The organism is Halostella pelagica (genome assembly GCF_004762015.1).
GTDB classification, from domain to species: domain Archaea; phylum Halobacteriota; class Halobacteria; order Halobacteriales; family Natronoarchaeaceae; genus Halostella; species Halostella pelagica.
In genome coordinates this window covers 157,655-179,226 of record NZ_SJES01000004.1, presented here as the reverse complement: position 1 = coordinate 179,226, position 21,572 = coordinate 157,655, and the positions used below count along the sequence as shown (strand labels likewise).

At 57.3% G+C, this 21,572-nt stretch carries 19 protein-coding genes; 6 read left to right on the top strand and 13 right to left on the bottom strand.

From position 1 onward, the window contains the following. Positions 1 to 3: 3 nt before the first annotated feature. Positions 4 to 624 carry a peptide-methionine (S)-S-oxide reductase MsrA gene (locus tag EYW42_RS11660; RefSeq protein ID WP_135535469.1) on the top strand — a complete coding sequence of 207 codons (621 nt, stop codon included), beginning with the start codon at positions 4 to 6 and terminating at the stop codon, positions 622 to 624. Between the two features lie 358 nt (positions 625 to 982). Here EYW42_RS11660 and EYW42_RS20125 read toward each other — a convergent pair whose 3' ends face one another. Next, positions 983 to 1,612 (bottom strand): transposase, encoded by a 630-nt coding sequence (locus tag EYW42_RS20125; RefSeq protein WP_237561316.1) that lies wholly within the window; start codon positions 1,610 to 1,612, stop codon positions 983 to 985. Next, the gene (locus tag EYW42_RS20120; RefSeq protein WP_237561315.1) at positions 1,597 to 2,781 is read right to left on the bottom strand and encodes a hypothetical protein; all 1,185 of its coding nucleotides are present in this window, start codon (positions 2,779 to 2,781) and stop codon (positions 1,597 to 1,599) included. The genes EYW42_RS20125 and EYW42_RS20120 overlap by 16 nt, the downstream gene beginning before the upstream one ends. A 322-nt stretch (positions 2,782 to 3,103) precedes the next feature. Here EYW42_RS20120 and EYW42_RS11650 point away from each other — a divergent pair, with 322 nt between their 5' ends. Beyond that, complete coding sequence (locus tag EYW42_RS11650) at positions 3,104 to 3,712, top strand: hypothetical protein (protein ID WP_135535468.1); 609 nt, start codon at positions 3,104 to 3,106, stop codon at positions 3,710 to 3,712. 24 nt (positions 3,713 to 3,736) lie between these two features. Here EYW42_RS11650 and EYW42_RS11645 read toward each other — a convergent pair whose 3' ends face one another. The 8 genes from EYW42_RS11645 to EYW42_RS11610 form a co-directional block, all read right to left on the bottom strand. Further along, positions 3,737 to 4,861 carry a CRISPR-associated protein Cas4 gene (locus EYW42_RS11645; RefSeq protein WP_135535622.1) on the bottom strand — a complete coding sequence of 375 codons (1,125 nt, stop codon included), beginning with the start codon at positions 4,859 to 4,861 and terminating at the stop codon, positions 3,737 to 3,739. 86 nt (positions 4,862 to 4,947) lie between these two features. Next, on the bottom strand, positions 4,948 to 5,952 hold the full coding sequence (locus EYW42_RS11640) for a Cdc6/Cdc18 family protein (protein ID WP_135535467.1): 1,005 nt from the start codon (positions 5,950 to 5,952) through the stop codon (positions 4,948 to 4,950). A gap of 217 nt (positions 5,953 to 6,169) precedes the next feature. Next, a complete protein-coding gene (locus EYW42_RS11635; RefSeq protein WP_135535466.1) occupies positions 6,170 to 7,369 on the bottom strand; it encodes an SAVED domain-containing protein in 1,200 nt (399 codons plus the stop codon). Next, positions 7,369 to 9,684, bottom strand: a complete 2,316-nt coding sequence (locus EYW42_RS11630; RefSeq protein ID WP_135535465.1) for a ThiF family adenylyltransferase — start codon at positions 9,682 to 9,684, stop codon at positions 7,369 to 7,371. The genes EYW42_RS11635 and EYW42_RS11630 overlap by 1 nt, the downstream gene beginning before the upstream one ends. Then, positions 9,684 to 10,799 carry an SMODS domain-containing nucleotidyltransferase gene (locus EYW42_RS11625; protein ID WP_135535464.1) on the bottom strand — a complete coding sequence of 372 codons (1,116 nt, stop codon included), beginning with the start codon at positions 10,797 to 10,799 and terminating at the stop codon, positions 9,684 to 9,686. The genes EYW42_RS11630 and EYW42_RS11625 overlap by 1 nt, the downstream gene beginning before the upstream one ends. Before the next feature lie 80 nt (positions 10,800 to 10,879). Then, complete coding sequence (locus EYW42_RS11620) at positions 10,880 to 11,344, bottom strand: hypothetical protein (RefSeq protein ID WP_135535463.1); 465 nt, start codon at positions 11,342 to 11,344, stop codon at positions 10,880 to 10,882. Continuing rightward, positions 11,341 to 13,056, bottom strand: coding sequence for an AAA family ATPase (locus EYW42_RS11615; protein ID WP_135535462.1), 1,716 nt, complete (start codon positions 13,054 to 13,056; stop codon positions 11,341 to 11,343). The genes EYW42_RS11620 and EYW42_RS11615 overlap by 4 nt, the downstream gene beginning before the upstream one ends. Beyond that, entirely contained in the window at positions 13,043 to 13,543 is a 501-nt protein-coding gene (locus EYW42_RS11610) for a hypothetical protein (protein ID WP_135535461.1), read from the bottom strand. Before EYW42_RS11610 ends, EYW42_RS11615 begins: the two co-directional genes overlap by 14 nt. A gap of 681 nt (positions 13,544 to 14,224) precedes the next feature. Between EYW42_RS11610 and EYW42_RS11605 the strand changes: the two genes are divergently transcribed. From EYW42_RS11605 to EYW42_RS11590, 4 genes are all read left to right on the top strand, one after another. After that, a complete protein-coding gene (locus EYW42_RS11605) occupies positions 14,225 to 14,812 on the top strand; it encodes a DJ-1/PfpI family protein (RefSeq protein ID WP_135535460.1) in 588 nt (195 codons plus the stop codon). Positions 14,813 to 14,898: 86 nt separating this feature from the next. Further along, the gene (locus tag EYW42_RS11600) at positions 14,899 to 16,461 is read left to right on the top strand and encodes a uracil-xanthine permease family protein (RefSeq protein ID WP_135535459.1); all 1,563 of its coding nucleotides are present in this window, start codon (positions 14,899 to 14,901) and stop codon (positions 16,459 to 16,461) included. 72 nt (positions 16,462 to 16,533) lie between these two features. Further along, a complete protein-coding gene (locus tag EYW42_RS11595) occupies positions 16,534 to 17,913 on the top strand; it encodes a bifunctional metallophosphatase/5'-nucleotidase (protein ID WP_135535458.1) in 1,380 nt (459 codons plus the stop codon). Between the two features lie 131 nt (positions 17,914 to 18,044). Next, complete coding sequence (locus EYW42_RS11590; protein ID WP_135535457.1) at positions 18,045 to 19,136, top strand: NADH:flavin oxidoreductase/NADH oxidase; 1,092 nt, start codon at positions 18,045 to 18,047, stop codon at positions 19,134 to 19,136. 117 nt (positions 19,137 to 19,253) lie between these two features. Here EYW42_RS11590 and EYW42_RS11585 read toward each other — a convergent pair whose 3' ends face one another. The 3 genes from EYW42_RS11585 to EYW42_RS11575 all read right to left on the bottom strand — a co-directional run bounded on the left by EYW42_RS11585 (position 19,254) and on the right by EYW42_RS11575 (position 21,546). Further along, a complete protein-coding gene (locus EYW42_RS11585) occupies positions 19,254 to 19,817 on the bottom strand; it encodes a thioredoxin family protein (RefSeq protein ID WP_135535456.1) in 564 nt (187 codons plus the stop codon). 135 nt (positions 19,818 to 19,952) lie between these two features. Then, on the bottom strand, positions 19,953 to 20,954 hold the full coding sequence (locus EYW42_RS11580) for a hypothetical protein (protein WP_135535455.1): 1,002 nt from the start codon (positions 20,952 to 20,954) through the stop codon (positions 19,953 to 19,955). A 175-nt stretch (positions 20,955 to 21,129) separates the two neighbouring features. Next, the gene (locus EYW42_RS11575) at positions 21,130 to 21,546 is read right to left on the bottom strand and encodes an EamA family transporter (RefSeq protein WP_135535454.1); all 417 of its coding nucleotides are present in this window, start codon (positions 21,544 to 21,546) and stop codon (positions 21,130 to 21,132) included. Between the last annotated feature and the right edge of the window lie 26 nt (positions 21,547 to 21,572).

Genomic DNA, 21,572 nt, shown 5'->3' with positions numbered 1-21,572 from the left:
TCGATGAGCCTGTACCCGTCACGTATCACCGAGTACGACGAGCGCGCGCCGACCGCGAACGAGACGGAGACGGCGACGTTCGCTCTGGGGTGTTTCTGGGGACCCGACGCGACGTTCGGCGCGGTAGACGGCGTCGTCCGAACGCGAGTCGGCTACGCCGGCGGGACGAAGGCGGATCCGACGTACCACGCCCTTGGCGACCACTCCGAAGCGGTGCAAGTCGACTACGACTCGACCGAACTCGACTACTCGGACCTCGTCGCGATCGCGTTCGAAAACCACGACCCGCGGAGCCAGCCTCGCAAGCGTCAGTATCAGAACGTCGTGTTTTACGGGTCGGACGCGGAGCGAGACGCGGTCGAGACGCACCTGCGCGAGAGCGACTGGCCGGAGGACGCGGTCGATACCCGGGTCGAACGTCTCAGTGGCTTCCACCTCGCGGAGGACTACCATCAGAAGTTCCACCTGAGCAGTACGCCCAGTTTGTTCTCCCCGTTCGAGGAGGCCGGATACGACGACGACGAGATACGCGAGTCGCCGGCGGCCGCGAAAGTAAACGCCCACACTGCGGGAAACGACGTGGCGGCGTTCGAGGACGCGTTGTCGTACGACCCGCGGCAGTAGCCTGAGTCCGGAACGGCATCACCGTTCGTTCCGTCTTTCTCGTTTCACGTTCCGCTATGTGGTCGAGACCATTCCAGTGGTCCTCCTACGCCACGAACACCGGGCCTACCAACCCTCTCGCCGTGACGGCCAGTGGCTGTTCTGTCAGAGGTTGACTGTTTGGCGCGTTTGTCAAGTGAAAACCGCTGTTGCCGACGCTTCCCGGAGCTGAAAGAACCTAGTCGAGTCCAGTTCTGATGATCGGCGAGATCGTACCGTGCGAATTCGGAATTACACTGTTTCCAAACCGGAAAATCACGGTGAAAATGAGAACGCCGCCGCTGACCAGTTCACGCAAACACCGAGAATGAGGTCCGCGTCAGCCGCCAGGGTCGAACAGGCAGAACGCGACCAGCTCGACGATCTCCCCAGCACGCAACGGCGGTTTCTCTCCTAAGTCCACATCCACTTCATCGCGGAGCAGGAAGTTCGTTAACCGCCACACGTTGTGCATCAACACGCCGATCGTGAAGTACAGGAACCGAACACGGTAATCCTTCGACGCTGACGTTGGCAGGAAGTGTTCTTGGATGGACTTGTATTGGTTCTCAATCGTCCACCTATCACGATACTGTTCAGCGAGCCCATTCGCACGGTCAGGCTCAACCCTGTAGTTAGTCGTGAAGATCGCGTACTCATCCTCGTCATCATCGGCGTCGTCTTCTTCGTTCTCAATAGCGGCGTCCTTCGGGACGTACATGATGCTCAGGTCGTGGGTGTCCCCATCAACGGTGAGCGATGCATACTCGACCCGCACATCAATCGCCGGGTCTTCCTCCACCTCTTCGACGTTCTCCTTATCCTCAGCGGACTGCTTTCGCTTCCCGATGACGTAGTACAGGTCGCGCTGATCGATCACGTGCCGGACGCCCTGCGCATCGAACTCCCGATCAGCGAACACTTTGTTAATGTCCACGTGCTGTTGAGCCTGTTCTAAGAGCCGATCCACGATGTTCGACCTACATCCTCGCTGTCTTCCCACGCGCGGGCGTCACGGACGGGTTCAATCGCCAGAACGATCGGCGTGTTCTCAGCCACGATGGTGAGCGTGGCGAACTTGTACCCGCGTTCGTGGCTCTCTTTGAACCCGGACGCCATCACCGGGTAGTCATCTTTGAGATACTTCGTCCGGGTGCTCCCGGAGCTGGTCTCGTACGTGACTGGCTGTTCACCAGGGGCCGCGTCTACCCGCTTCTTGAACGGTGACGGCCAGAAGTTCCACGTCACAATGTCCAACGCCGCGTTGACCGGTTCTCGAATTCCAGTTTCCCCGTGCTTGTCCGACTGGATCTCGTCCAGTATACGCTCCACACCGGTGTGGAACGCGTCGAGCGTTTCATCGCGGATGCGTTCCCAGTCCGGGATTCGACCGCCGTCTACGAACTCGTCGAACGTGAGTTGGGAGTCCGGGTCTGCAATTTTCTTGATCGTCCGGTTGTGCGAGGACCCATGCGGCACTTCATCTCGGTCGCTCAGTCGGGCGAATCGACGCCGCGGCGTGGTTGCACCGGCGTTCGCCATGTTCAGATACCCTTGCCGTTCGAGATAGCACTCTAACGCGTACTTGGTGTTACTCGGTCGGTCGGCAGTGAAACCGGAGAACCCGAGATCGGACGCTCGTTCAACAGCGTCCATGATCTGTACTTCCTCGATGTCGGTGCCTTCGATATCGTCGGGTTCGAGTGCTGGTTCGACCGAGGTGTCGGTCTGGACGTTGTCGTGTTCCGCACAGATGTGGTGAATCAACGCACCCGCGCTTTCCAAGACCTCCCGTTCAGCTAGCGTGAATCGGTTTCTCTTGTTGTAATTGATGACTTGCTTCGTTGGTGGATGATCGAAGTCGAACCGGACATAGATGAACGCCGCGCCTGCCATTCGGCGGGCTGTTTCGGTCTCATTGAACCCCTTGGTGTGCATGTAGAGGAAGGTTTTGACCATCCCTTCCCGGTTGAAGTCTGCTTTACCGGAGTGTTCGTACCCTTCGAACCAGTGGCATTTGATTTCGAGATTAGCGATGATCCGCGTAATGTTATCGTGGAGATCTGCGAGTGCCTCAACCTGCTTCTTGATGGAGACGGCGATCTCCTGCTTTGGCGGGGTTGAGGATTCTGATGCCATGGTTGGTCCGCTTGGGTTCGAGGTACGCGAGATGTCGCTGGCAACCAGGTTATGCTCGCGCGTGCTATTTCCGAAACGCCGGTGCAGGGCGATAAGAACTGCCAGCGTGCCGATTTATTTGTTGGAGAACCACCGGAAATCAGGGAGTACCCAAGGCGTACTTCCCGCGAAGCAGAAAGTACGCTTTACGGAAGTTCCGGAAAACTATTAATAAACAGTGCGGCAGAATCGCCTGCTATACCGGTATCCGGCTACACGGGAACCCCGGATAGCGAGAGTTCACCAAAGCGGAAAGTACGCTTTGGGGAGCGAACACCAAACCATGACTAACGACGACCGCGACCAATCGGTTCCAGACGTCTTCGATAACAAAGAAGCGATCGGGCTCATCGCATGTATTGACCGGAAGGACGGCAACATTGTGAAGGAATTGAGGGACCGCACTGGTGCATCCGAGGACACAGTTCGAGACCGGCTCTCAGATGCCATCGCTGCCGGCCTGATCGAGGAAAAAACTATCACGGCTGATGATCACCCACGGTCGCAACCATACCAACTGACCGAGCGGGGAAAATCCGTCCAATCGCTCTTGAGAGTCATAGGTCTAGACAGAGTCTACAATTCCTACCTAGCCCGTGAGCAAGAGCTTGAAGATGCCCTCCCTGAGGTGAGAGGACTCATCCGTGAAGAAGGCCTGCATGAGGAGTACCGGCAGTCTGACTTCTGGATGCGGTCAGACTCTTCGACAGAAGCGGAGGAACGGGAGGAACTTCGTGCAGAACTTGGGCTGGACGTCACGAAGAGGGCGAATACCTCCTCGAATAAGTCAGATTCTGACGAGAAAAGCGGTGATTCTGTTGAAGAGGATGATGACCGAGGGAAGGTTGAAACGTGGGGTGAATCACCGGATGAAGATAATCGAGAGGATTAGCAGTACCGCCGGTTCCGCGTAAAATCACTTGCCGAGTTGTTGGTGGGGTTCTGGGCCGCTCAATGGAGTAATATCGCCGTCATCAGCAGAGCAGGGGCAATACGGTGGATCAGATGAGTCGTCGGCTGTCTCGACTTCATCCCACGCGTAGGTCGTATTGCACGCGGCACATGACCAGTCGTACACGTCGTATTCCTGGGACAGGCCTGGGTAGACATGTGCAAGAGTCGGAGTGAGACGTGCCTCACGGTCCGCGTGGCCGTCGAGGTACTGTTGCAGTTTCTCTCGGTCGTACCCGTCAAACACGGGGAGCAGCCCGTCCACGCCGATGTCAGTGTACGGTGTGTCGGCTTGGCCGCAGCGGTGTTTGAACGAGCAGTAGTTACACTCCCAGTCGCGCTCCGGTGATGCCGGTGGGAGCTCGCCTGCCTGTTCGTAGGCGGTCTGGTCATCCATCCATGTCACAACGTCATCCCAAAAGGCCGGATCGAAGTCAACGCTGAACGCTTTGATATTCAGTGTCTCCCGCGACCCGTACACGATGAGGCCACTCATCACATCGTGGTCATGCTCGGTGTTTAGCGCATGCAGGTACGCGTGTAGCTGCGCGCGGTGATGTGGCTTCGGCGCGGAGAGATGGTCGAGTGATGTGGTGGTCTTGATTTCGGTGACGAGCAGCGGGTCGGCGTCAGCCGTGACAATCGCAGGGTCAGTCGCCCCGCGCACACGGAGTGACGTCCCGTCACGAACGAGTTCCGTATCGGTCCATACTGAGTTCGTAACGTACGTATCTGGGGTCGTGATAGACTGGAGGAACGGGACTACGACCTGTTCTTCAAATTCGGTACCGAACCAGAACAGGCCCTCTGGCTGAGTGCCTTCTCGTGGGGCGTTCTGCCGGGAATAGGTGGCCTTTCGATGGCACTGCAGCAGTTTACTCGGGGTGTGCTGCTCCGGGTCTTTCGATGGCGATGGGCCGTTGAAGTACGCCTTCCCTTCGAGGATGTTGGATTGGAACTGTTGTTCGGAGTACCATTCGTTGAACGCACGGTTCGTAACACGGTCGCGTAGGGCTTCCTCGATCTCGGACTCACTACCTGGTGGCGATGGCGTCGGACTGGGCTGGGCGTCTCTTGGTGGATCGCTCATCACACACAGAGTGAGATGACCTGTGACAATAGGGAGGCGCGTGTTGTTTCCGAATCAGTACCTTCGAACGGGCGGGACAGTGGGTGTTATGCTTGTGCTTGGTAGATTCGGGCTTTCGTGTTGCCTTCCGCGGTGATGAGGTTGTAGTGTTCGAGCTTAGAGAGGTAGTTACGCACCATTCGCTTGGTATTGGGATCATCAGAGCGCGTACAATAGGCGTCGTAGAGGTCCTGCGGCGTGATTTCTCCGTTTTCGGTGATAATGTTGTAGAGGAGTTCTTGGTGTGGGGTGAGCCGATCGACGGTTCGCTGTTTGATTTCCGATTTCGCTTCCGGAGTCTCATCCTCAATGATTTCTGCGGTGATATCGTCAATGGATGCTGCTCTCGCGGTCCGTGCAGCTCGACGGAGAATCCCGATAGCGACACGCGCGTCACCGCCTGCATTCGCCGCAATCAACTCCAGCCCAGAGGTGTCGATAACATCGTCGGTGAGTCCCCAGCGGATGCGGTCGCTGAGTATCGCAACGAGTTCGGACTCGTGGTAGGGGCGGAAGTGAATGCGTTCACAGTCAGTGAGTCGGCTTCGGAGCCGGTCATCTGTGGAGACGAAGAGATCGTCCTCATCGTTTGAGATGAGAACCATCGTGAGGTGCGGGATACGGTACAGGTCGTACAGCAGTGACTTGTCCTCCAGTTGGTCTACTTCGTCCAGAATGACGACGTACGGCGTGTCGTCGTGTTCTCTGAGACGTTCGAGGAGGACGTCTTTAGGCGTAGACTGCCGGTGGACGTCAACGGTGCGTTCGATGCCATCTAGAAGTCGGTAGAGGGCTTTGAACCGGGAATGGTCTTCCCAGCAATTCACGTACTGGTAGTCTAGGTCAACGACTTCCTCGCGGAGACGTTCGACAAGGAACTGTGCGATACAGGTTTTCCCAGCTCCGGAAGGTCCGTGCAGGAGTGCCGGGTCCGCTCGTTCACCGTACGTGATGGGATCGAGGACGCTAGAGAGGTAATTGACCTCAGCATCCCGATGTTGTACCTCGCGGGGGATGAATTCTGGCTGCAGCACCCGTGCGTCGGTAATCATGGAGTTGCGTCGACGCAGGCTGCCAGCATTATAATTGGAAGGGTGTCATTTCCGAATTTCCGAATTCCGCTTTCCCGACCCTGAGCTATGAGGAATCGTGTAGTTAGTACCTGAAAGATATCGTAAAGGGCCTAGGGTTAGGGATTCTGTGTCGGTCTTGCCGATACAGAGAACTGTGTTTCATGCTATATCGGGCATCTATTTAGAAATGGGAAATTCACATTTCTAATCTGCCTGCTTTCTCGTACTTCCGATCGTTTTCGTTGAGGATATACGTTTGAATCGGTGGAAGGGTGTTTGTACGTTGGCCTAAAAGGAAAGCGAGTCCTGTGGGAGCGGCCATAAATAAGTGGATTTGCGTGGTATTCTGGAGTTCGTTAATTGCATCTCGAATTCCTTCCTGGAATACAGTCGCAGCATGAGTTGCCTCTGCAGATGAAAGATGGACCCCAGTTCCTTCATCTGGTGTGAATTCAAGTACCCCATTGAAAGGAGGAAGATCGGGTTTAGTGTTGGCGACTTCATTCCGGACTTGATCAGTGATGTTCACCAGTACTGCTAAATCTGTGTTTGACACCGATTCCGTCATTAGCTCATAATCTAAACTGCTTTCTTGCTGACCTTGATAGTTCGACCAGATGTCGTTTGGACTATATGTGGTCTTCCATTCCGCCTGTATTGACGAGGTTATCGGAGTATAGTAGCCAAGCGCGAAGGATGCTGGTATGTGAGCTTGTCCACGAAATACAACTCGCCGTTGGGGAGTAATCTGCTTTATCTGATTCAAGATGTCCGCTAATACTGGGAGCAGATAATCATTCCATTCCTTTTCAGTGGGTGACCCCTGTTCAAAATAGCTTGACCAGTCTATTTCTAGCGCTAAACCGGACTCGTAAGAGGGTTCAACATAGGTGTCCAAGCTGCACTCTAGCGGGTCATCAGGACCTTCTGATTCATTAATAGCGTCTAATCGCTCTCTTAAAACAGACTTGACGACCTCTCTACGAGAATCATCGCTAGACGAATCCAATGATTCCATATGCCAATTGGAGAAATCATACAAAGAAGCAGCCTGTTCAAGCACCTCTTTTGCACCGGTGTAACCGAGGTTAGGATATAAAGCAATGACAGTAAAGAATGCTTCATCCTCTCTCCAACGTTCATGGAGAGTAGGGAGCTCAATCTCAAGGATCGCTTCCGAGTTCGCCACCTTCTCACTAAGCAGAACGACTGCTCCGGAAATCTCTGGTTTCCGTATTTCGTTTTTCAACTCCTGATGCATCGGTGCGGCCCTAAGATGAGATAAATCTCGCCAGAGGGGAATCCCATGATTCTTCAGCGTCTCCTCAAGCAAATCCGGCAAATCTGAGTCCTGGTGCTTGTAACTCAGAAAGACCTTGCCCAGTGGGTCTGTCATTACTTTCCACCTCCATTAATGGGTGAAAACCCATCAAAAGCCGTTAATTCCTCCCAATCACCGTCTTGGTAGAATATGTATGCATTCATCGTATAGCCTGTTGACTCATCTCCCCCGATAATAAAGAGCAGAGGGTTTGTGCATGCGTAATCATCATCAGATGCAATACACCTCATAGAATCGATATCATTGCCTGACGGGCAGGGTTCTCCCGAAGGGTGGTAATGCCATTCGCCAAGATAGTGGATCCCCATACTATCTCGTGCATTTTTCAACCACTCGTTGACTTCTTCAGTTCCCCGGAGAAATCTTGTAGGTTTTTCAATAGAATCTCTTGGAGGATCTCTAGCATTAACGACTAACGCTGTAGTATCCCCAATGTCTGTGCCGGCGATGATTCCACCAGTCTCGCAAGGATGTGTCCGGCGAGATCGTGCCTTCATCGCACTATAACATTCTTGTGGGAGGTGCACCTGAGCTGGGGACTCCGTGGCTTCGAATGTTTTGACATCTGAGAATGGACTATCAGCTTTGGTTACAATAGGATGGCTATCTTCGTTATTTGTCTCTAACACCGTGAATTCGTATCTATCTTGTCTAATCTGTAGCGATTCACTGAGAAGTCGAGAGACGGTACCAGCCCAAGTCATAACTCGGTCCATTCGGATGACCGATGCTGGGTGCCAGCAACCAACTCGTTCAGGTACAGCGTCGTTCTCGTCATCCCATTCAATTTGCTCCTTTAGCCGCCAGATTCTCATCTCTTCTTGATAGTCGTCGTAGGGGAAGCTATGGGAGAACGCGGTGAAGTTGAACAAACGGTTACCACGACGTCCCATCGATGCTGAGCAAAACAGTACCGGATTTTTCCATTGACGATCGCTGAGCGCTCGACGAACGGTTCTAGAGGCAGTACAATCTATGACGATATCTGCGCGCTCAACCATCTCGACCCGGGGATCATCAAGTGGAAAGTCTTTGTCGATACTTCCTGATTTGACGTGCGGGGATATGTTTCTCAACCGCTTAGCTAATGCAGAAGCCTTGTCTTCGTCTTTGTTTTCAAGCGTTAGAGTATGGCGGGACATGTTGCCGATCTCGATCGATTCACCGTCAACGATGGTCAGATATCGGCACCCGGATCTCACTAAGTTCTCAGCAACTGTACTGCCCAACGCGCCAGCACCTATCAATAGAACGTGTTTGTCCCAGAACTGATCTGGGTAAGCTCCCCGGCGTGATAGCTGTTGATGTGCCCAGTTCTCCGACTGTACCCATTGGATATCCGTATCCCGATTTCCGATTTTCGCAGCAAACTTTCTCCCTCGCTGAGTAGGTCGGTGTCCTCCATAGTCCGTCGGATCTTCGAAGTCTTTGATTTTAATTGGTTGCCAATGGACGACAACCGGTTCCCCATCAACCGTTTCTGGAATCGGAAACCCAACGAGAAGAAGCTTGAGCGATTCGTCTTCAAGGTCTGGCTTGATTTGGCCGAGTAGCTCATAGGGCTCTATGGAAGACGAACTCAGGATTTCTGCAAGGTCTTCCCAGGTTTCCGGTGGCTCCCAGGGTGGAAGGAATGGAATGTCTTCTAAGAAAACCCAGGCTCCCGTATGACTGTTCGTCTTGTGTTCATCTACGAATTCGCCCCATTCCGAGCCAGTCACCCGGCATTCATCCTCATCCTCAAAGTTACCCGTCACAACAATTTTTGAGGATAAATCTAACTCGTGAAGCTCAACAGTGCCATATTGGCCGACATAACACAGCCACTCATCTAAGGATTCTTGTGATTCTTCAAACGCAACTTGGGGTCGATCACCTGTCTTCGTATTAAATTCCGGCACCTCAAATGGCTCACCGGGATTTCGGAGCTCTCCGTGTGAAGCCTTACTAATCCATTGAAGCGCCCTCTGTAGATGCCAGGGTAATCTCCTCTCTGCACTGTTTGGTTCACCTGTCGCGCCGGTCTGGTCCAGCGAAAACCCGTACCTTGCAACACAGATGTTTCCCTGCCTCCAAGGATTGCTTGAATCTCCTCGTACGTTTAGTCGCTGATGGGCGTAAGTTGAGGTGATGCCGTTCTCGGCTGATGGATATATCGTAATGTCGCCAGCGGGATACGAGGGTGAAATATGAACGAACCAGTTGGTTTCCACAGGAATTGAAGAGTCAGAACAGATGTCGTCAGGACAAAGCTGTATTTTTAAAACCCACTTGGTATCGTCGTCTAGGAAGTAAGGCTCATCAAGGATTACTACGTTATTGAGATCCTTAACAAAATCAATGGCTACCTCGATATCTTCCGGGGGCATTAGTTAGTGTTCCACGCAAATTCTTGTTCTGAAACTTCGGTACTCTCGGTGGAAGAAAATGAAACCGCCTTCCCCCCCTCACTGTCCGAGTCCGACCCATCGTAGGCGGGAAACTCATCACCAAATAGTTTGGACCAACCATCCTGGGACTTCGATTTGTTTTCTTCATCATATGCAGTCCTAGCTATTTCTGCAGCATCAACCACGGACGAGTGAAATTCAGCGAACTCATCGCCTTCAATTCGATCAAAGACATCCACATGCGCGAGACCGTGGGCCGCCAGCTGAGGTGACTGGTTCCGGTCAGCGTGGCTGCGATAATTATCCCGAATCCCTTCCAAGGTTTTTGTTACACCTTCAGCAACGGAATCTGATGTGTCAGGGCAACATTCACCAACGAGATGTTCTAGCGGGTAGCTGGACGGACCATCGACGTCAGGGGTTTTGGTTCGCCGCCACCACTTAATTGCTTTTACCACATTCACGTAATAACCGTCCGTTCGGCCATTCTTTTTTGATGTGAACTCAAGTGTTTTCAGTGGATGAGTCTCCTCCCACTTTTGAAGACGACGATCAGGGATACGAAGCGGTTCATCTTTCCACTGATCACCGCCATCTTTCCCGTTCATCCCGAGTGCCTCCGAGAGAACTGATTTGTTCTCGATTCCAAGGTTTTCTTCCACCTCGAAGGCTCCCATAGCTTTCACCGCAGATTCAGCTCCCTCTGTTGGAGTAGCAGTCAACACTAGGTCTATCTCTACGTTGCCTCGCTCAATCTTGAACGACCTATCGTTCTCCTCCCATTCGTTATCGTCGTAGTGATTCTGGAGAAAAGGCACGCATTGATCTAATGCGTCACCGGGATTTGTTCCCCTCTCGATGTTCGTTACGAAGACAATATCAACGTCAGACTTCTCATCCCCCCGTGGCTTGACAGCAGTTGATCTTTTGTAACTCCCTTGGAGGAAATCTGCAACATAGATGTCAGAGACGGATTCATCCTCTTTCAGCTTCTCACGTAACCCTTTGTGACCTCTTTTGTAGTCCTCAATATGGTGCTCTTGCGGCCTGATGTTCGACAGAAATTCAGTAAACAGCGTTGGGAGGTCAGCCATGTCAAAACCCATACACGGAGCGATAATAAGTTCTGCCCAACAGCCGAACGTGGTCATTACCAACCAAGGGTACTCAGCCGTTAGACCTCTTCCTCGGCAGAATCGTCGTCAGATAATCGCGTCCCGTAAGGAAGTTCCTTATCAGCCTGAACGTCTTCCTCCTTGACCAACTGAGACATACTCTTCTCCCCGTATTCCCCGACCACCTGCCTAGCCTGCTTGACGGTATTCCGGAAAGATTCATCCAATCGGCTCCGGACTCGCTCGTACCCGCTCATATATCGTTCGCCCTTCTGTGTTTCGCGTACATCACGTGATTCACCCTCCTCGTCGGTTTCCACTAATTCGAGGTCTAGGTACCGCTGGACCGACCGGGATAATCCCGGATCGTATGGCCCCCTCTCTTTAACGACGTGCTCAACTCCAGTGTCTTCGGCTCCCCTGCGATACCGGTCCAGCAACTTGTGGTACTTGCCACGCCCCTCAATTTCACCGCCCGCTTCATGCAATAGTAAGAGCCGAATCTGGCGATCTTCATCGCTCATAGGTACTCCTCAAGCGTCGTGTCCTCTGTCTCAATTCTATCTAATCCAACGATCTTCGCTTCGTCATCACGGAAGTGAGACTGAATACGATCCAGAGGCGATGTCATGATACACTGGATATCGGTATTCCGAAGATAACGGGCTACAGCATCCTGGATATCGGATTCAAGATTGGTGAGTGGCTCGTCAAGCACCAGTACCTCCCAGTCATGCACTTCCTCGTTTTCCCTGGCAAACTCGGCCATGGTGATTGCAAAGGCCAAGTTGACAAGCCTCCGTTCGCCACTGCTAAGCCGCTCATACGACCGGATTCCTTCAGACCCCGTGCCGGGAAAGTCGAGTTCTCCACTTTGCGTTAGCCCTACTTCCGTCCCTAGATCCGGTGCTATCTCTTGATACACCTCCGAGATACGGTCAGTGAACTTCTCACGAACCTCATCGAAAGCGCGCTCTTCAAGTTCGACAACCCTTTCATCAGCGACTTGAATAGCCGCTTCAAACTCGTCCAGAAGCTGTCTTCGGGCCGCTAACTGCTCTTCAACTATACTTTTCTCTTCTTCCAGTTCGTCAAGCTGTTCTTCGTGCGTCTGGAGCTCGCGGTGTGTACGTTCGCGCAGTTTCTCAATATCATAGTCAGCTTGGTCCAGAGCAGTCCTTACAAAGCCGTTTAAATCGGAAAGCTCTGGCTCAGATTGCTGAAGCTCGTCGATATCAGCCTTGACCTCAGCCAATTCCTCTTCCAGATCACCAATCTCTTCCTTTAGGGTCTCAATCTGTGTGTCTGCTTTCGAGACTCTGTCTTCCAGCCGGTCTCGAAGGTCAGAAAGATCCCGTGGCCGGGCACACTGTGGACACCGATCCGGGAGACGGTTACGCGCGATCTCTTCCTCGACTAACCGCCCACATACAGGACAGGTGAATTCCTGGATGGCATCGATGATGAGGTCGTTGATTTTTTGCGTGTATCGAGATGCATCACCAAGCTCTCTACGCTTCTCTTTGAGCGTCTGATTAAGCTCACGTCGGCGGTCGTAGAGCTGATTCAGTTCCTCGGCTACATCGTCTTTCTGTTGGAGTCTGTCGCTAATCTCCTGTATTCGCCCACTCTCGATAAGATCCAGCAGCTCCTTGATCTCTTTAATCCGGTTTCGGGTGTCCTTGACAGGAAGATCATCTAAACGGTCATTAAGTTCTCTCACCCCGGGTTGGGTTTCACCGCGACGCCTGATCTCTTTGAGATGCTCAAGTTCAGACTTCGCCCGCCGATGGCGTTCAATTGCTTCCTGTTTCTCACTGCTGAGTACCGATCGGATTCGGTCAAGCAACTCGTTTTCGCTGAGTCTGCTAAGTGGCTGCTTCGATGGGCTCGATGGAACGAATTGGAGTCCAATGTTTTCCTCTAGCCCGAGATGCTCTCTTACGCCCTCTTCCACATCAAGGGTGTTTCCCTCGTGTTGGTATTCGTGGCTCCTATCTCGAATAATGGCGTCTGCCGAATCGAAGTAGAGTTCGACCGTACTACTCTGTCCAGGTGTAACACCGAATGTGCCACTCCGACCGAATAACCCGTATAGTAGGGCGTTGAAGGTGAGCGTCTTCCCGGACCGGTTTCCGCCATATAGCAAGAGATCTTTACCGCTGATCGATTGCTCTTTGATGGTTGGGCTTTCGTCGATGGCGAACCGTTCGCTTTCGAATCTACTGATTTTCATAGTTTTCTTCGTATGGGACTGAAAGGTTACTTGCAAGCCGGTTCAACTCTCTAAATGATTGCACGCTGAGTCCCCAGACTGCCAGCACCGCCCCAAATAACCCGCTGAATAGCCCTACATATCCAAAAGTCAGGAACGCTGAGCTGGGCAGGAGTACAGCTAGTGTGAGGCCGGATAGAATGCCGACATGGTGGCCAAAGGCTTTCTCATCAAACTCATCGACGGTCGTTTGAACTGCCTGTGATGCAGAGTGATAACTATCGTTTTCGCCCGTTATCCGTTGAATCGTTTCCGTAGACTCTTTGAGCTTGCCACCTGCCCAGAAATCGTTCAACTTGTGGTTGAACCGGTAGACTAGGAACATAAGCAGCAGAGCGGGGGCTGCTGCGATTACCATACCTGCCCGTGGCGTGGTGAGGTTCTGAAAGTGTATCACTGCATAGCTGTAAAGGTAGACGGCAATAGCTCCCCAGCCGCCGTTAGCCACTTGCGATACTACACCCATCCTATTCCAACTATCCAGTAGTCAGACACAATTGATAAAATTATGGAGTGGTGGTCTGAGTCTGTATCTTTATCCGGCAGTGTTCCAGTACCGGATCCGTCCCACTGTGGGAAACACAGCAATAAAATGACAAACGATTTACCGGTGAGGGTACGGGAAAGTTTCTGCAAGGAGATGGACGACCGCCGCATCAACTACAAACTGTGCCTACAGAACAAGGGTTCAACCCTACAAGGCTGGTAAGATACTGCCGACGAAGAGACACATTGAGACGACCCCGAGTACGCAGGCTTCATATACTGAAAGTCATGTTGGCGAATTGGTTATTTGTCAAACTCTAAACTGCCGACCTCTGTTCTGTGGACTCCTCTCGATTTGGTATAGCGACATATGGTTTTCAAGTAGCGTTTCGAACAGTGTTCTGCCCCTTCCGATAGGTCAGAACATGCGTTCTGTTCGCGATTACCCCCGAATCCCCGCGTGTCGGCACCATCTCTCTGAATCGGGCCGACGCTACCGGGGTCCTGTCCCTGGCTCTGGTCGCCGATAGCGACGGAGTTCCGGCGGACGGGGCGAGTGCGCCAGAAACGGGCCAGACGCGTCACATCTGAACCCTTACCTTTCCGTGGCGTTATTACCGATTGGCACGGAGTAACACATACCATGTCCGAGATACTGCTACTCGCGGGCGACTTCGTAGAGGATTACGAGATAATGGTGCCGTTTCAGGCGCTCGAAATGGTCGGCCACGACGTCGATGCGGTCTGTCCGGAGCGGGGGGAGGGCGAAACCGTGAAAACCGCCGTTCACGACTTCCGGGGCGACCAGACGTATCTCGAAACCCGTGGGCACGACTTCGAACTGAACGCGGCGCTCGACGACGTGGACCCGGCCGAGTACGACGCGCTCGTCGTCCCGGGCGGGCGTGCGCCCGAGTACCTCCGGACTTACGACGAGATACTGGACGTGACCCGGCACTTCTTCGAGGAGGAAAAGCCCGTCGCGGCGCTGTGTCACGGCCTGCAGATCCTTGCGGCTGCGGACGTGCTGGACGGCCGCACCTGCACGGCGTATCCCGCGCTCCAGTCCGAGGTGGAGATAGCCGGCGGGGAGTGGGCTGACAGCGTCACGCGCGACGGGAACCTCGTCACGGGACAGGCGTGGCCGGACCACCCGGAGTGGCTCGCGGAGTTCCTCGACGTGCTCGGGACCGAGATAGACCACGGTGAACCCGTTGCGGCTGACGACTAACGTCGACCTGTTTTCCTGCCGACCTGCTCCCGGTTTCAGTACGCCTTTCAGTACCGAACGCCGAGTCGGTTCCGACAACGAGCTACATGGCACACGAAGAGTCACAGGCGTCGTCAGCGACGGGCGACGACATCGAGTACGGTATCGACGATAAACCACCGGCCGGTGAATCCCTGCTTCTCGGCGTCCAGCATTACCTGACGATGGTAGGGGCGAACATCGCCGTGCCGCTGTTGCTCGCAGATGCGATGGGAATGCCCGACGACGTGACGGTTCGGTTCATCGGCACGTTCTTCGTCGTTTCGGGGATCGCCACGCTGGCACAGACGACGCTCGGCAACCGCTACCCCATTGTTCAGGGCGCACCGTTCTCGATGCTCGCGCCGGCCATCGCTATCGTCGGCGTCGTGAGCGCGACCGGTGGGGCGGCCTGGCAGGCGAAACTCCTCGCGTTACAGGGGGCGATCATCACGGCGGCGCTCGCCGAAGTCGTGATCGGCTATCTCGGCATCGTCGGCCGACTGCGGCGATACCTCTCGCCGGTCGTCATCGCGCCGACCATCGCGCTCATCGGCCTCTCGCTGTTCGGCGTCACGCAGATCGCGGACGCGACGAACTGGTGGTTACTCGGTCTGACCGTCCTCCTCATCGTCGGCTTCTCGCAGTATCTGAACGCCTCTCACCGCGCGTTCCGCCTGTTTCCCGTCCTTCTGGGGATGGTCACGGCCTGGCTCATCGCGGCGACCCTTTCCGTCGCTGGCGTTTACACCGCAGAAACGTCGGGCTACGTCGACCTCGCGCAGGTCGCCGATGCGCCCGCCGTCCTCGCAATCTATCCGCTCCAGTGGGGGATGCCTGAGTTCCAGCTGTCGCTCGCTATCGGCATGTTCGCTGGCGTCCTGGCCTCCATCGTCGAGAGCTTCGGGGACTACCACGCCGTCGCCCGGATCGCGGGCCACGGCGCACCCAGCGAGAAGCGGATCAACCACGGTATCGGCATGGAGGGGTTGATGAACGTCTTCTCCGGGATCATGGGGACCGGCGGCTCGACCTCCTACTCCGAGAACATCGGTGCGATCGGGTTGACGGGCGTCGCCTCCCGGTACGTGATCCAGATCGGCGCAGTGGCGATGATCGTCGTCGGCTACGTCGGCTACTTCGGCCAGCTCGTCGCGACGATCCCGGACCCCATCGTCGGCGGCCTGTTCGTCGCCATGTTCGGGCAGATCGTCGCGGTCGGCGTCTCGAACCTCGAATACGTCGACCTCTCGTCGTCGCGGAACACGTTCGTCGTCGGATTCGCGCTGTTTGCGGGACTCGCGATACCGGCGTACATGGGCGGGTTCGAGAGCGCCGCGGCGTTCCGCGAGGGGATGGCGAGCGTGTCGGTGTTCGAACCGATCGTCGGCGTCTCCGTGCTCGGTCCAGTCCTCGGGTCGCGACTCGTCGCCGACACCCTCTTCGTCATCGGCGGCACCGGCATGGCCGTCGGCGGCATCGTCGCGCTGGTCCTCGACAACACCATCGCCGGCACGCCCGAGGAACGCGGTCTCGTCGCCTGGGAGCGGATCACCGAAGACGAGAGCGACTTCCGGACCGCGTGGGAGCGCTGGCGCGACACGGGCGAGGCTTCGGAACCGGCGGACTGATAGCGGGACCCGTCGGGAGACCACTGTACGAAAGCCGACAGTCTGATACTGCGCCTGCCCCTCTCGGAAGGTATGTCGCTTCGCCTGCTGCACTATTCGGATCTGGAGACGGCGATCGACGACCCGGAGCAGTGCGCCCGGCTCGTCGGTGCCATCAACTCGCTACGGGACGGGAACTCGGTGGTCATTGGAACCGGTGATAACACCGCTCCCGGCGCGCTCTCGCTGGCGACCCAGGGGCGGGCCGCTCTCGACTTCTTCCGCGCCGTGTCCCCCCACATCGACACCTTCGGCAATCACGACTTCGATTTCGGCCACGAGACCGCCCGGGAACTCGCCGCCGCCGCCCCCCAGCGGTGGCTCTGTGCCAACGCCGTCCGGAACGGCGACCGCTTTGCTGCCGACGCGACGGCACCGAGCACGCTCGTCGAAACCGATGACTACCGCGTCGGCGTCGTCGGCGTCGCACACCCCGAAACGGACGGGATCAATCCGGCGGCAGACGGCGTCGACTTCACTGACCCCGTCCCCGCCGTCCGCGAGGAGGCCGCCGCGCTTCGCGACCGCGGTGTCGACGTCGTCGTCGTCGCCTCCCACTGCGGGAAACGCGACGACCGCATCGCTCGTGAGACGGACGTGGATGTCGTGTTGGGCGGCCACGTCCACGACGTTCACGTCGAAACCGTCGCGGACACCTTCGTGGTGCGGCCCGGCCGCGCCGGAACGCACTTCTCGGAAGTGACGCTCAACGCGACACCCGACGTCACGATCCACAGCGTCGACGGAACCGACCGGGACGACGACCTGGCGGCGACTCTCCGCGACCGACTGGCCGAACACGGTCTCGACGAGGTCGTCGCGACCGTCGAAACGCCGGTCGAACTGACCGAGGAGACGGTGAACGCTGCCGAGAGCCGCGCCGGAAACTTCGTCGCCGACGCCCTTCGGTGGAGTGCCGACGCTGACGTCGCCATCTCCCCGGCCGGGGCGCTCAGAGCGGACGGACCGCTCGACGGCGACGTGACGGTCGCGGAACTGGTGAATCTCACCCCCTACGAGGACGACCTGGCCGTGCTCTCTCTATCGGGCGAGCGCCTCCGCGACGCACTCGACGAGATCCCGATCGGCTACCACTACGACGATTTCCCCCTGCACTACTGCAGTCACGTCAGCGGCGCGCGGATCGTCTGGGACGACGATGAGGGCGAACTGACAGACGCGACCGTCGGCGGCCACCCCCTCGACTCCGACAGGCGGTACACGCTCGCTGTCGCCGACTATCTGGTCGAAACCGACCACGTCAGCGATGCGTTCGATGAGGAAGATGTCGTCCGGCGGTGCGGCCTCGCCCGCGACGCTATCGTCGAGTACGCCCGCGAGGAAGGGATCAATCCCGACATCGAGGGCCGCATCGACCGTCCGACGCTCTCGGGTCGTCGCTCGGATCGCTGAAGCGCTCTCGTTCGCTCGGCGGCGTCTCTCTCGTGAGAGATCCCAGTCACACTTTCGACGCATTGGTTGCAGTCCCGGCAAACCAGGCCCCCACCCCGTCGGCTTTCCCTCCGAGACCGTAATTCACCACGATGAGCGACGACCTGTTCACGCCGCTGACGCTGCGCGGAACGGAAATACCGAACCGCGTGACGGTGTCGCCGATGTGCCAGTACTCATGTGAGGCCGGGGACGGGCTCGCGACGGAATGGCACCGAGTCCACCTCGGGAGCCGGGCCGTCGGCGGTGCCGGTCTCGTACTGACCGAAGCCACCGCGGTCGAGCCGCGCGGACGAATCTCCCCGCAGGACCTCGGCATCTGGAGCGACGACCACGCCGACGCGCTCGCCCCGGTCACCGAATTCATCCGCGACCAGGGGCGCGTCCCGGGCGTCCAGCTCGCACACGCGGGCCGAAAGGGGAGCAAGACCCGCCCCGCGGACGGCAGCGTTCCGCTGCAACCGGACGAGGGCGGCTGGGAGACTCTCGCGCCCTCCGACCACTACCCCTACGGTGGCGACGAGCCGCCGGCGACGCGGCGGATGGACAGCGACGATATCAGCGACGTGGTGACGGCGTTCGAACTGTCGGCCGAGCGCGCGCTGGACGCCGGGTTCGAGGTGGCGGAGGTCCACGCCGCACACGGCTATCTCCTCCACGAGTTCCTCTCGCCGGTCGCCAACGACCGCGACGACGAGTACGGCGGGAGCTTCGAGAACCGCACCCGCCTCGTGCGCGAGGTGACGGCGGCGGTCCGCGACGTTTGGCCCGACGATAAGCCGGTGTTCGTCCGGGTTTCGGCGACGGACTGGCTTCCGGACCGGGACTCGTGGACCGTCGAAGATACCGTCCGCCTCTCCGGCCGCCTCGCCGACGCAGGAGCTGACCTGATAGACGTCAGCGCCGGCGGTCTCCACCCCGACCAGCGGGTGCCAGACGGCGGGCCGAACTATCAGGTTCCGTACGCCGAACGCGTTCGGAAGGCAACGGACGCCGCCGTCGGCGCGGTCGGCGGCATCACGACCGGCCAGCAGGCCGACGCGCTGATCCGCAACGACCGCGCCGACCTCGCTATCGTCGGGCGGGAACATCTGCGCGACCCGTACTTCGCGCTGAACGCCGCACGAGAACTCGGGATGGGCGACCGTATCGACCCCCCGGTCCAGTACCAGCGCGTGTTCTGAGACCTGGTGCAGTACCACAGCAGTTCTGGCCCCGGCCCACTACCAACGCGCCCTCTGGGACGGCCAACTACCAGCGCCCCTTCCGCTCTCCGTCGTCTGACCGCGGTTCCGTCTCCGCTACTGCTCTTTCCACTTGATCGAGCAGCCCTGTGACGGCTGCCACTCTATCTCGACGTCGTCGCCCGCGAGGACGGCGTCGATCGCCTCTCGGACGTGGAATCTCGTCGGCTCGTCGTCGGGGTTCAGTGCGTCGTCCAGACGGCCGTGGTACGTCAGGCGGAACGACCCACCCTCTCGCTCGAACAGGAACGGATCCGGCGTGCAGACGGCACCGTACGCTTTAGCGACCTCCTGGGACTCGTCGCGGAGATAGGCGTCGTAGTCGATCCGCCCGTCGTCGACGAACTCGCGCATCGCGTCGAACGAGTCCTCGGGATACTCCTCGGCGTCGTTCGAGTTGATGCCGACGACCACCACCTCGTCGTACTCGGCCGCTAACTCGTTCAGCAGACCGAACTTGGCCTGCGCGTACGGACAGTGGTTACAGGTAAACACGACCAGCAGCGCCTCGCACCCGTCGAACGAATCCGGACTGTATGTCTCGCCGTCGACGCCCGGCAGTTCGAACGCCGGCGCTTCGTCGCCCGGTTCGAGTTCCGAGTCCGACTCAAGTAGAACCATGGTCGACCGAAAGGCGTTCTCCGGCTTATCTGTTATCGATCCAGCTAGAACGACGGAGCGGCCCGAACGTCGGAACCCCCGGACCGTGGCGGACCGACGAGTGCCGCTACACTTCGCCACGCAACGGTCGTATCGTTACTCGCCGTACCGCGACTGGTCCTCCGCGTTCCCTCTGGAGGCCGGTGGACCCTCGTTCGGCGTCGTCTCCGATCGTTCCTGGGTTTCCGTCCCCTGACCCGCTTCCTGGCGTGCGCCCGTCGTTCCCTGACGGCTGGAGGGTTCGTACCCTATCGGGTTCCGATAGGCGGTTTCCGTCCGCGGCTCCTGTCGCTGTGTCCCTTGCTGGGCCCGCTCGATGGGGTACTGTTTCTGACTCCCTCCGGACTGTCGGACCTGAGGATCCTGTTGTTGTCGAGACTGCTGGAGTTGCTGTGTCTGGGGCTGCTGCGTTTGGGGTTGCTGCGTCTGGGGCTGTTGCCGGTGCTGTGTCTGGGGCTGTTGCCGGTGCTGTGTCTGGGGCTGTTGCCGGTGCTGCGTCTGGGGCTGTTGCTGTGGGGTCTGGTACTGTGGTTGCTGGAACTGCTGACTTCCCTGCGTCTGTTGGGTCGGCTGGTACTGTTGCTGGGTATGCTGTTGAGGCTGCGACTGCTGGTTCGCCTCCGCCCAGAACCGCTGTCCGGCGGTCGACTGCGGGAACTCCTGTCCAGTTGCCCGGGACTGCTGCGGTTGTCGGTGACTCTGGGTCGCTGGTGTCCCCTGCTGGAGCGACTCCGCCCCCTGTGACGCGAATCGCTGCTGAGCCTGCGTCGCCTGTCGGATCCCCTGTTCCGCCTGCTGGCCCATCTCTCTTGCCGCCTGTCGACCCTGTTCGCTCATCGTCTGACCGGCCGAGGCTATCGAGTTGGCGCTGTCGAAGTAGTTCCGCATCGCCGACCTCGTCATATCGAGCGTCTGGCGTTGCAGCGACGCCCCCATCTCCATCCCGTCGACCAGCAACTGGGCGGCGTTTCGCTGGAAATCGAGCCCGCGCTCCATCGCGTTTTGCCCCTGCGACATCGTCTCCTGTTGCATCTCGACTGCTCCCTCGACCGGGTTCGTTAGCGCTTCTTGCAGTTGCTCGGTGTCGTCGTCTGTCATCGTACCGACTGTACCGGCAACCGGGGCGGGAATAAACAGGCCCAATCGTTGCGATCCGTTCGAACCCGTAAACTCCGTATTTCTGGCTGTATAGACGGCCTGTGTCGTTCCGCGCGCGAAACCACCACAGCCGAAGTCGCCCAGGTAGTACACCGTTTCCCCGTACAAGCCGGCGTTACTCGACCGTCGTGAAATACACCGCGAGTATCGCGAAGCCCACACCAACTAACTTGCGCGCTGTGAACGGTTCGTCCAGCAAGACGACTCCGAGTACTGAACTCGTGACCAGAAAGAGACCGAAGACGGGCGTCACGATACTGATCGGGCCCATCGACAGGGCTCGATAGTAGGCGAGGATACCGACGGCGAGACAGGCTCCCGCCGCGTACATGTAGGGGGATTTCGGATGCGTGACGTAGTCGGTGATATGGTGGTTACCGCGGAGTGCGATGACGAGAGCGACGGCGACGAGAACGAGATTAGAGACGAACGCGGCCACCTCACTCGGAATGGACTGTGTCGCGACTTTCATCAGTGGCGCGACGAGCGTGTATGCGAGGAGAGCGACCACCGCCCAGCCGACGTAGTTCATACTGGATCCGGGCACTCGAACGGAGG

Coding starts and splice junctions, on each gene's coding strand:
- EYW42_RS11660 (WP_135535469.1), top strand. CDS start 4: ATGAGCCTGTACCCGTCACGTATCACCGAGTACGACGAGCGCGCGCCG.
- EYW42_RS20120 (WP_237561315.1), bottom strand. CDS start 2,781: ATGGCATCAGAATCCTCAACCCCGCCAAAGCAGGAGATCGCCGTCTCC.
- EYW42_RS11650 (WP_135535468.1), top strand. CDS start 3,104: ATGACTAACGACGACCGCGACCAATCGGTTCCAGACGTCTTCGATAAC.
- EYW42_RS11645 (WP_135535622.1), bottom strand. CDS start 4,861: ATGAGCGATCCACCAAGAGACGCCCAGCCCAGTCCGACGCCATCGCCA.
- EYW42_RS11640 (WP_135535467.1), bottom strand. CDS start 5,952: ATGATTACCGACGCACGGGTGCTGCAGCCAGAATTCATCCCCCGCGAG.
- EYW42_RS11635 (WP_135535466.1), bottom strand. CDS start 7,369: ATGACAGACCCACTGGGCAAGGTCTTTCTGAGTTACAAGCACCAGGAC.
- EYW42_RS11630 (WP_135535465.1), bottom strand. CDS start 9,684: ATGCCCCCGGAAGATATCGAGGTAGCCATTGATTTTGTTAAGGATCTC.
- EYW42_RS11625 (WP_135535464.1), bottom strand. CDS start 10,799: ATGGCTGACCTCCCAACGCTGTTTACTGAATTTCTGTCGAACATCAGG.
- EYW42_RS11620 (WP_135535463.1), bottom strand. CDS start 11,344: ATGAGCGATGAAGATCGCCAGATTCGGCTCTTACTATTGCATGAAGCG.
- EYW42_RS11615 (WP_135535462.1), bottom strand. CDS start 13,056: ATGAAAATCAGTAGATTCGAAAGCGAACGGTTCGCCATCGACGAAAGC.
- EYW42_RS11605 (WP_135535460.1), top strand. CDS start 14,225: ATGTCCGAGATACTGCTACTCGCGGGCGACTTCGTAGAGGATTACGAG.
- EYW42_RS11600 (WP_135535459.1), top strand. CDS start 14,899: ATGGCACACGAAGAGTCACAGGCGTCGTCAGCGACGGGCGACGACATC.
- EYW42_RS11595 (WP_135535458.1), top strand. CDS start 16,534: ATGTCGCTTCGCCTGCTGCACTATTCGGATCTGGAGACGGCGATCGAC.
- EYW42_RS11590 (WP_135535457.1), top strand. CDS start 18,045: ATGAGCGACGACCTGTTCACGCCGCTGACGCTGCGCGGAACGGAAATA.
- EYW42_RS11585 (WP_135535456.1), bottom strand. CDS start 19,817: ATGGTTCTACTTGAGTCGGACTCGGAACTCGAACCGGGCGACGAAGCG.
- EYW42_RS11580 (WP_135535455.1), bottom strand. CDS start 20,954: ATGACAGACGACGACACCGAGCAACTGCAAGAAGCGCTAACGAACCCG.
- EYW42_RS11575 (WP_135535454.1), bottom strand. CDS start 21,546: ATGAACTACGTCGGCTGGGCGGTGGTCGCTCTCCTCGCATACACGCTC.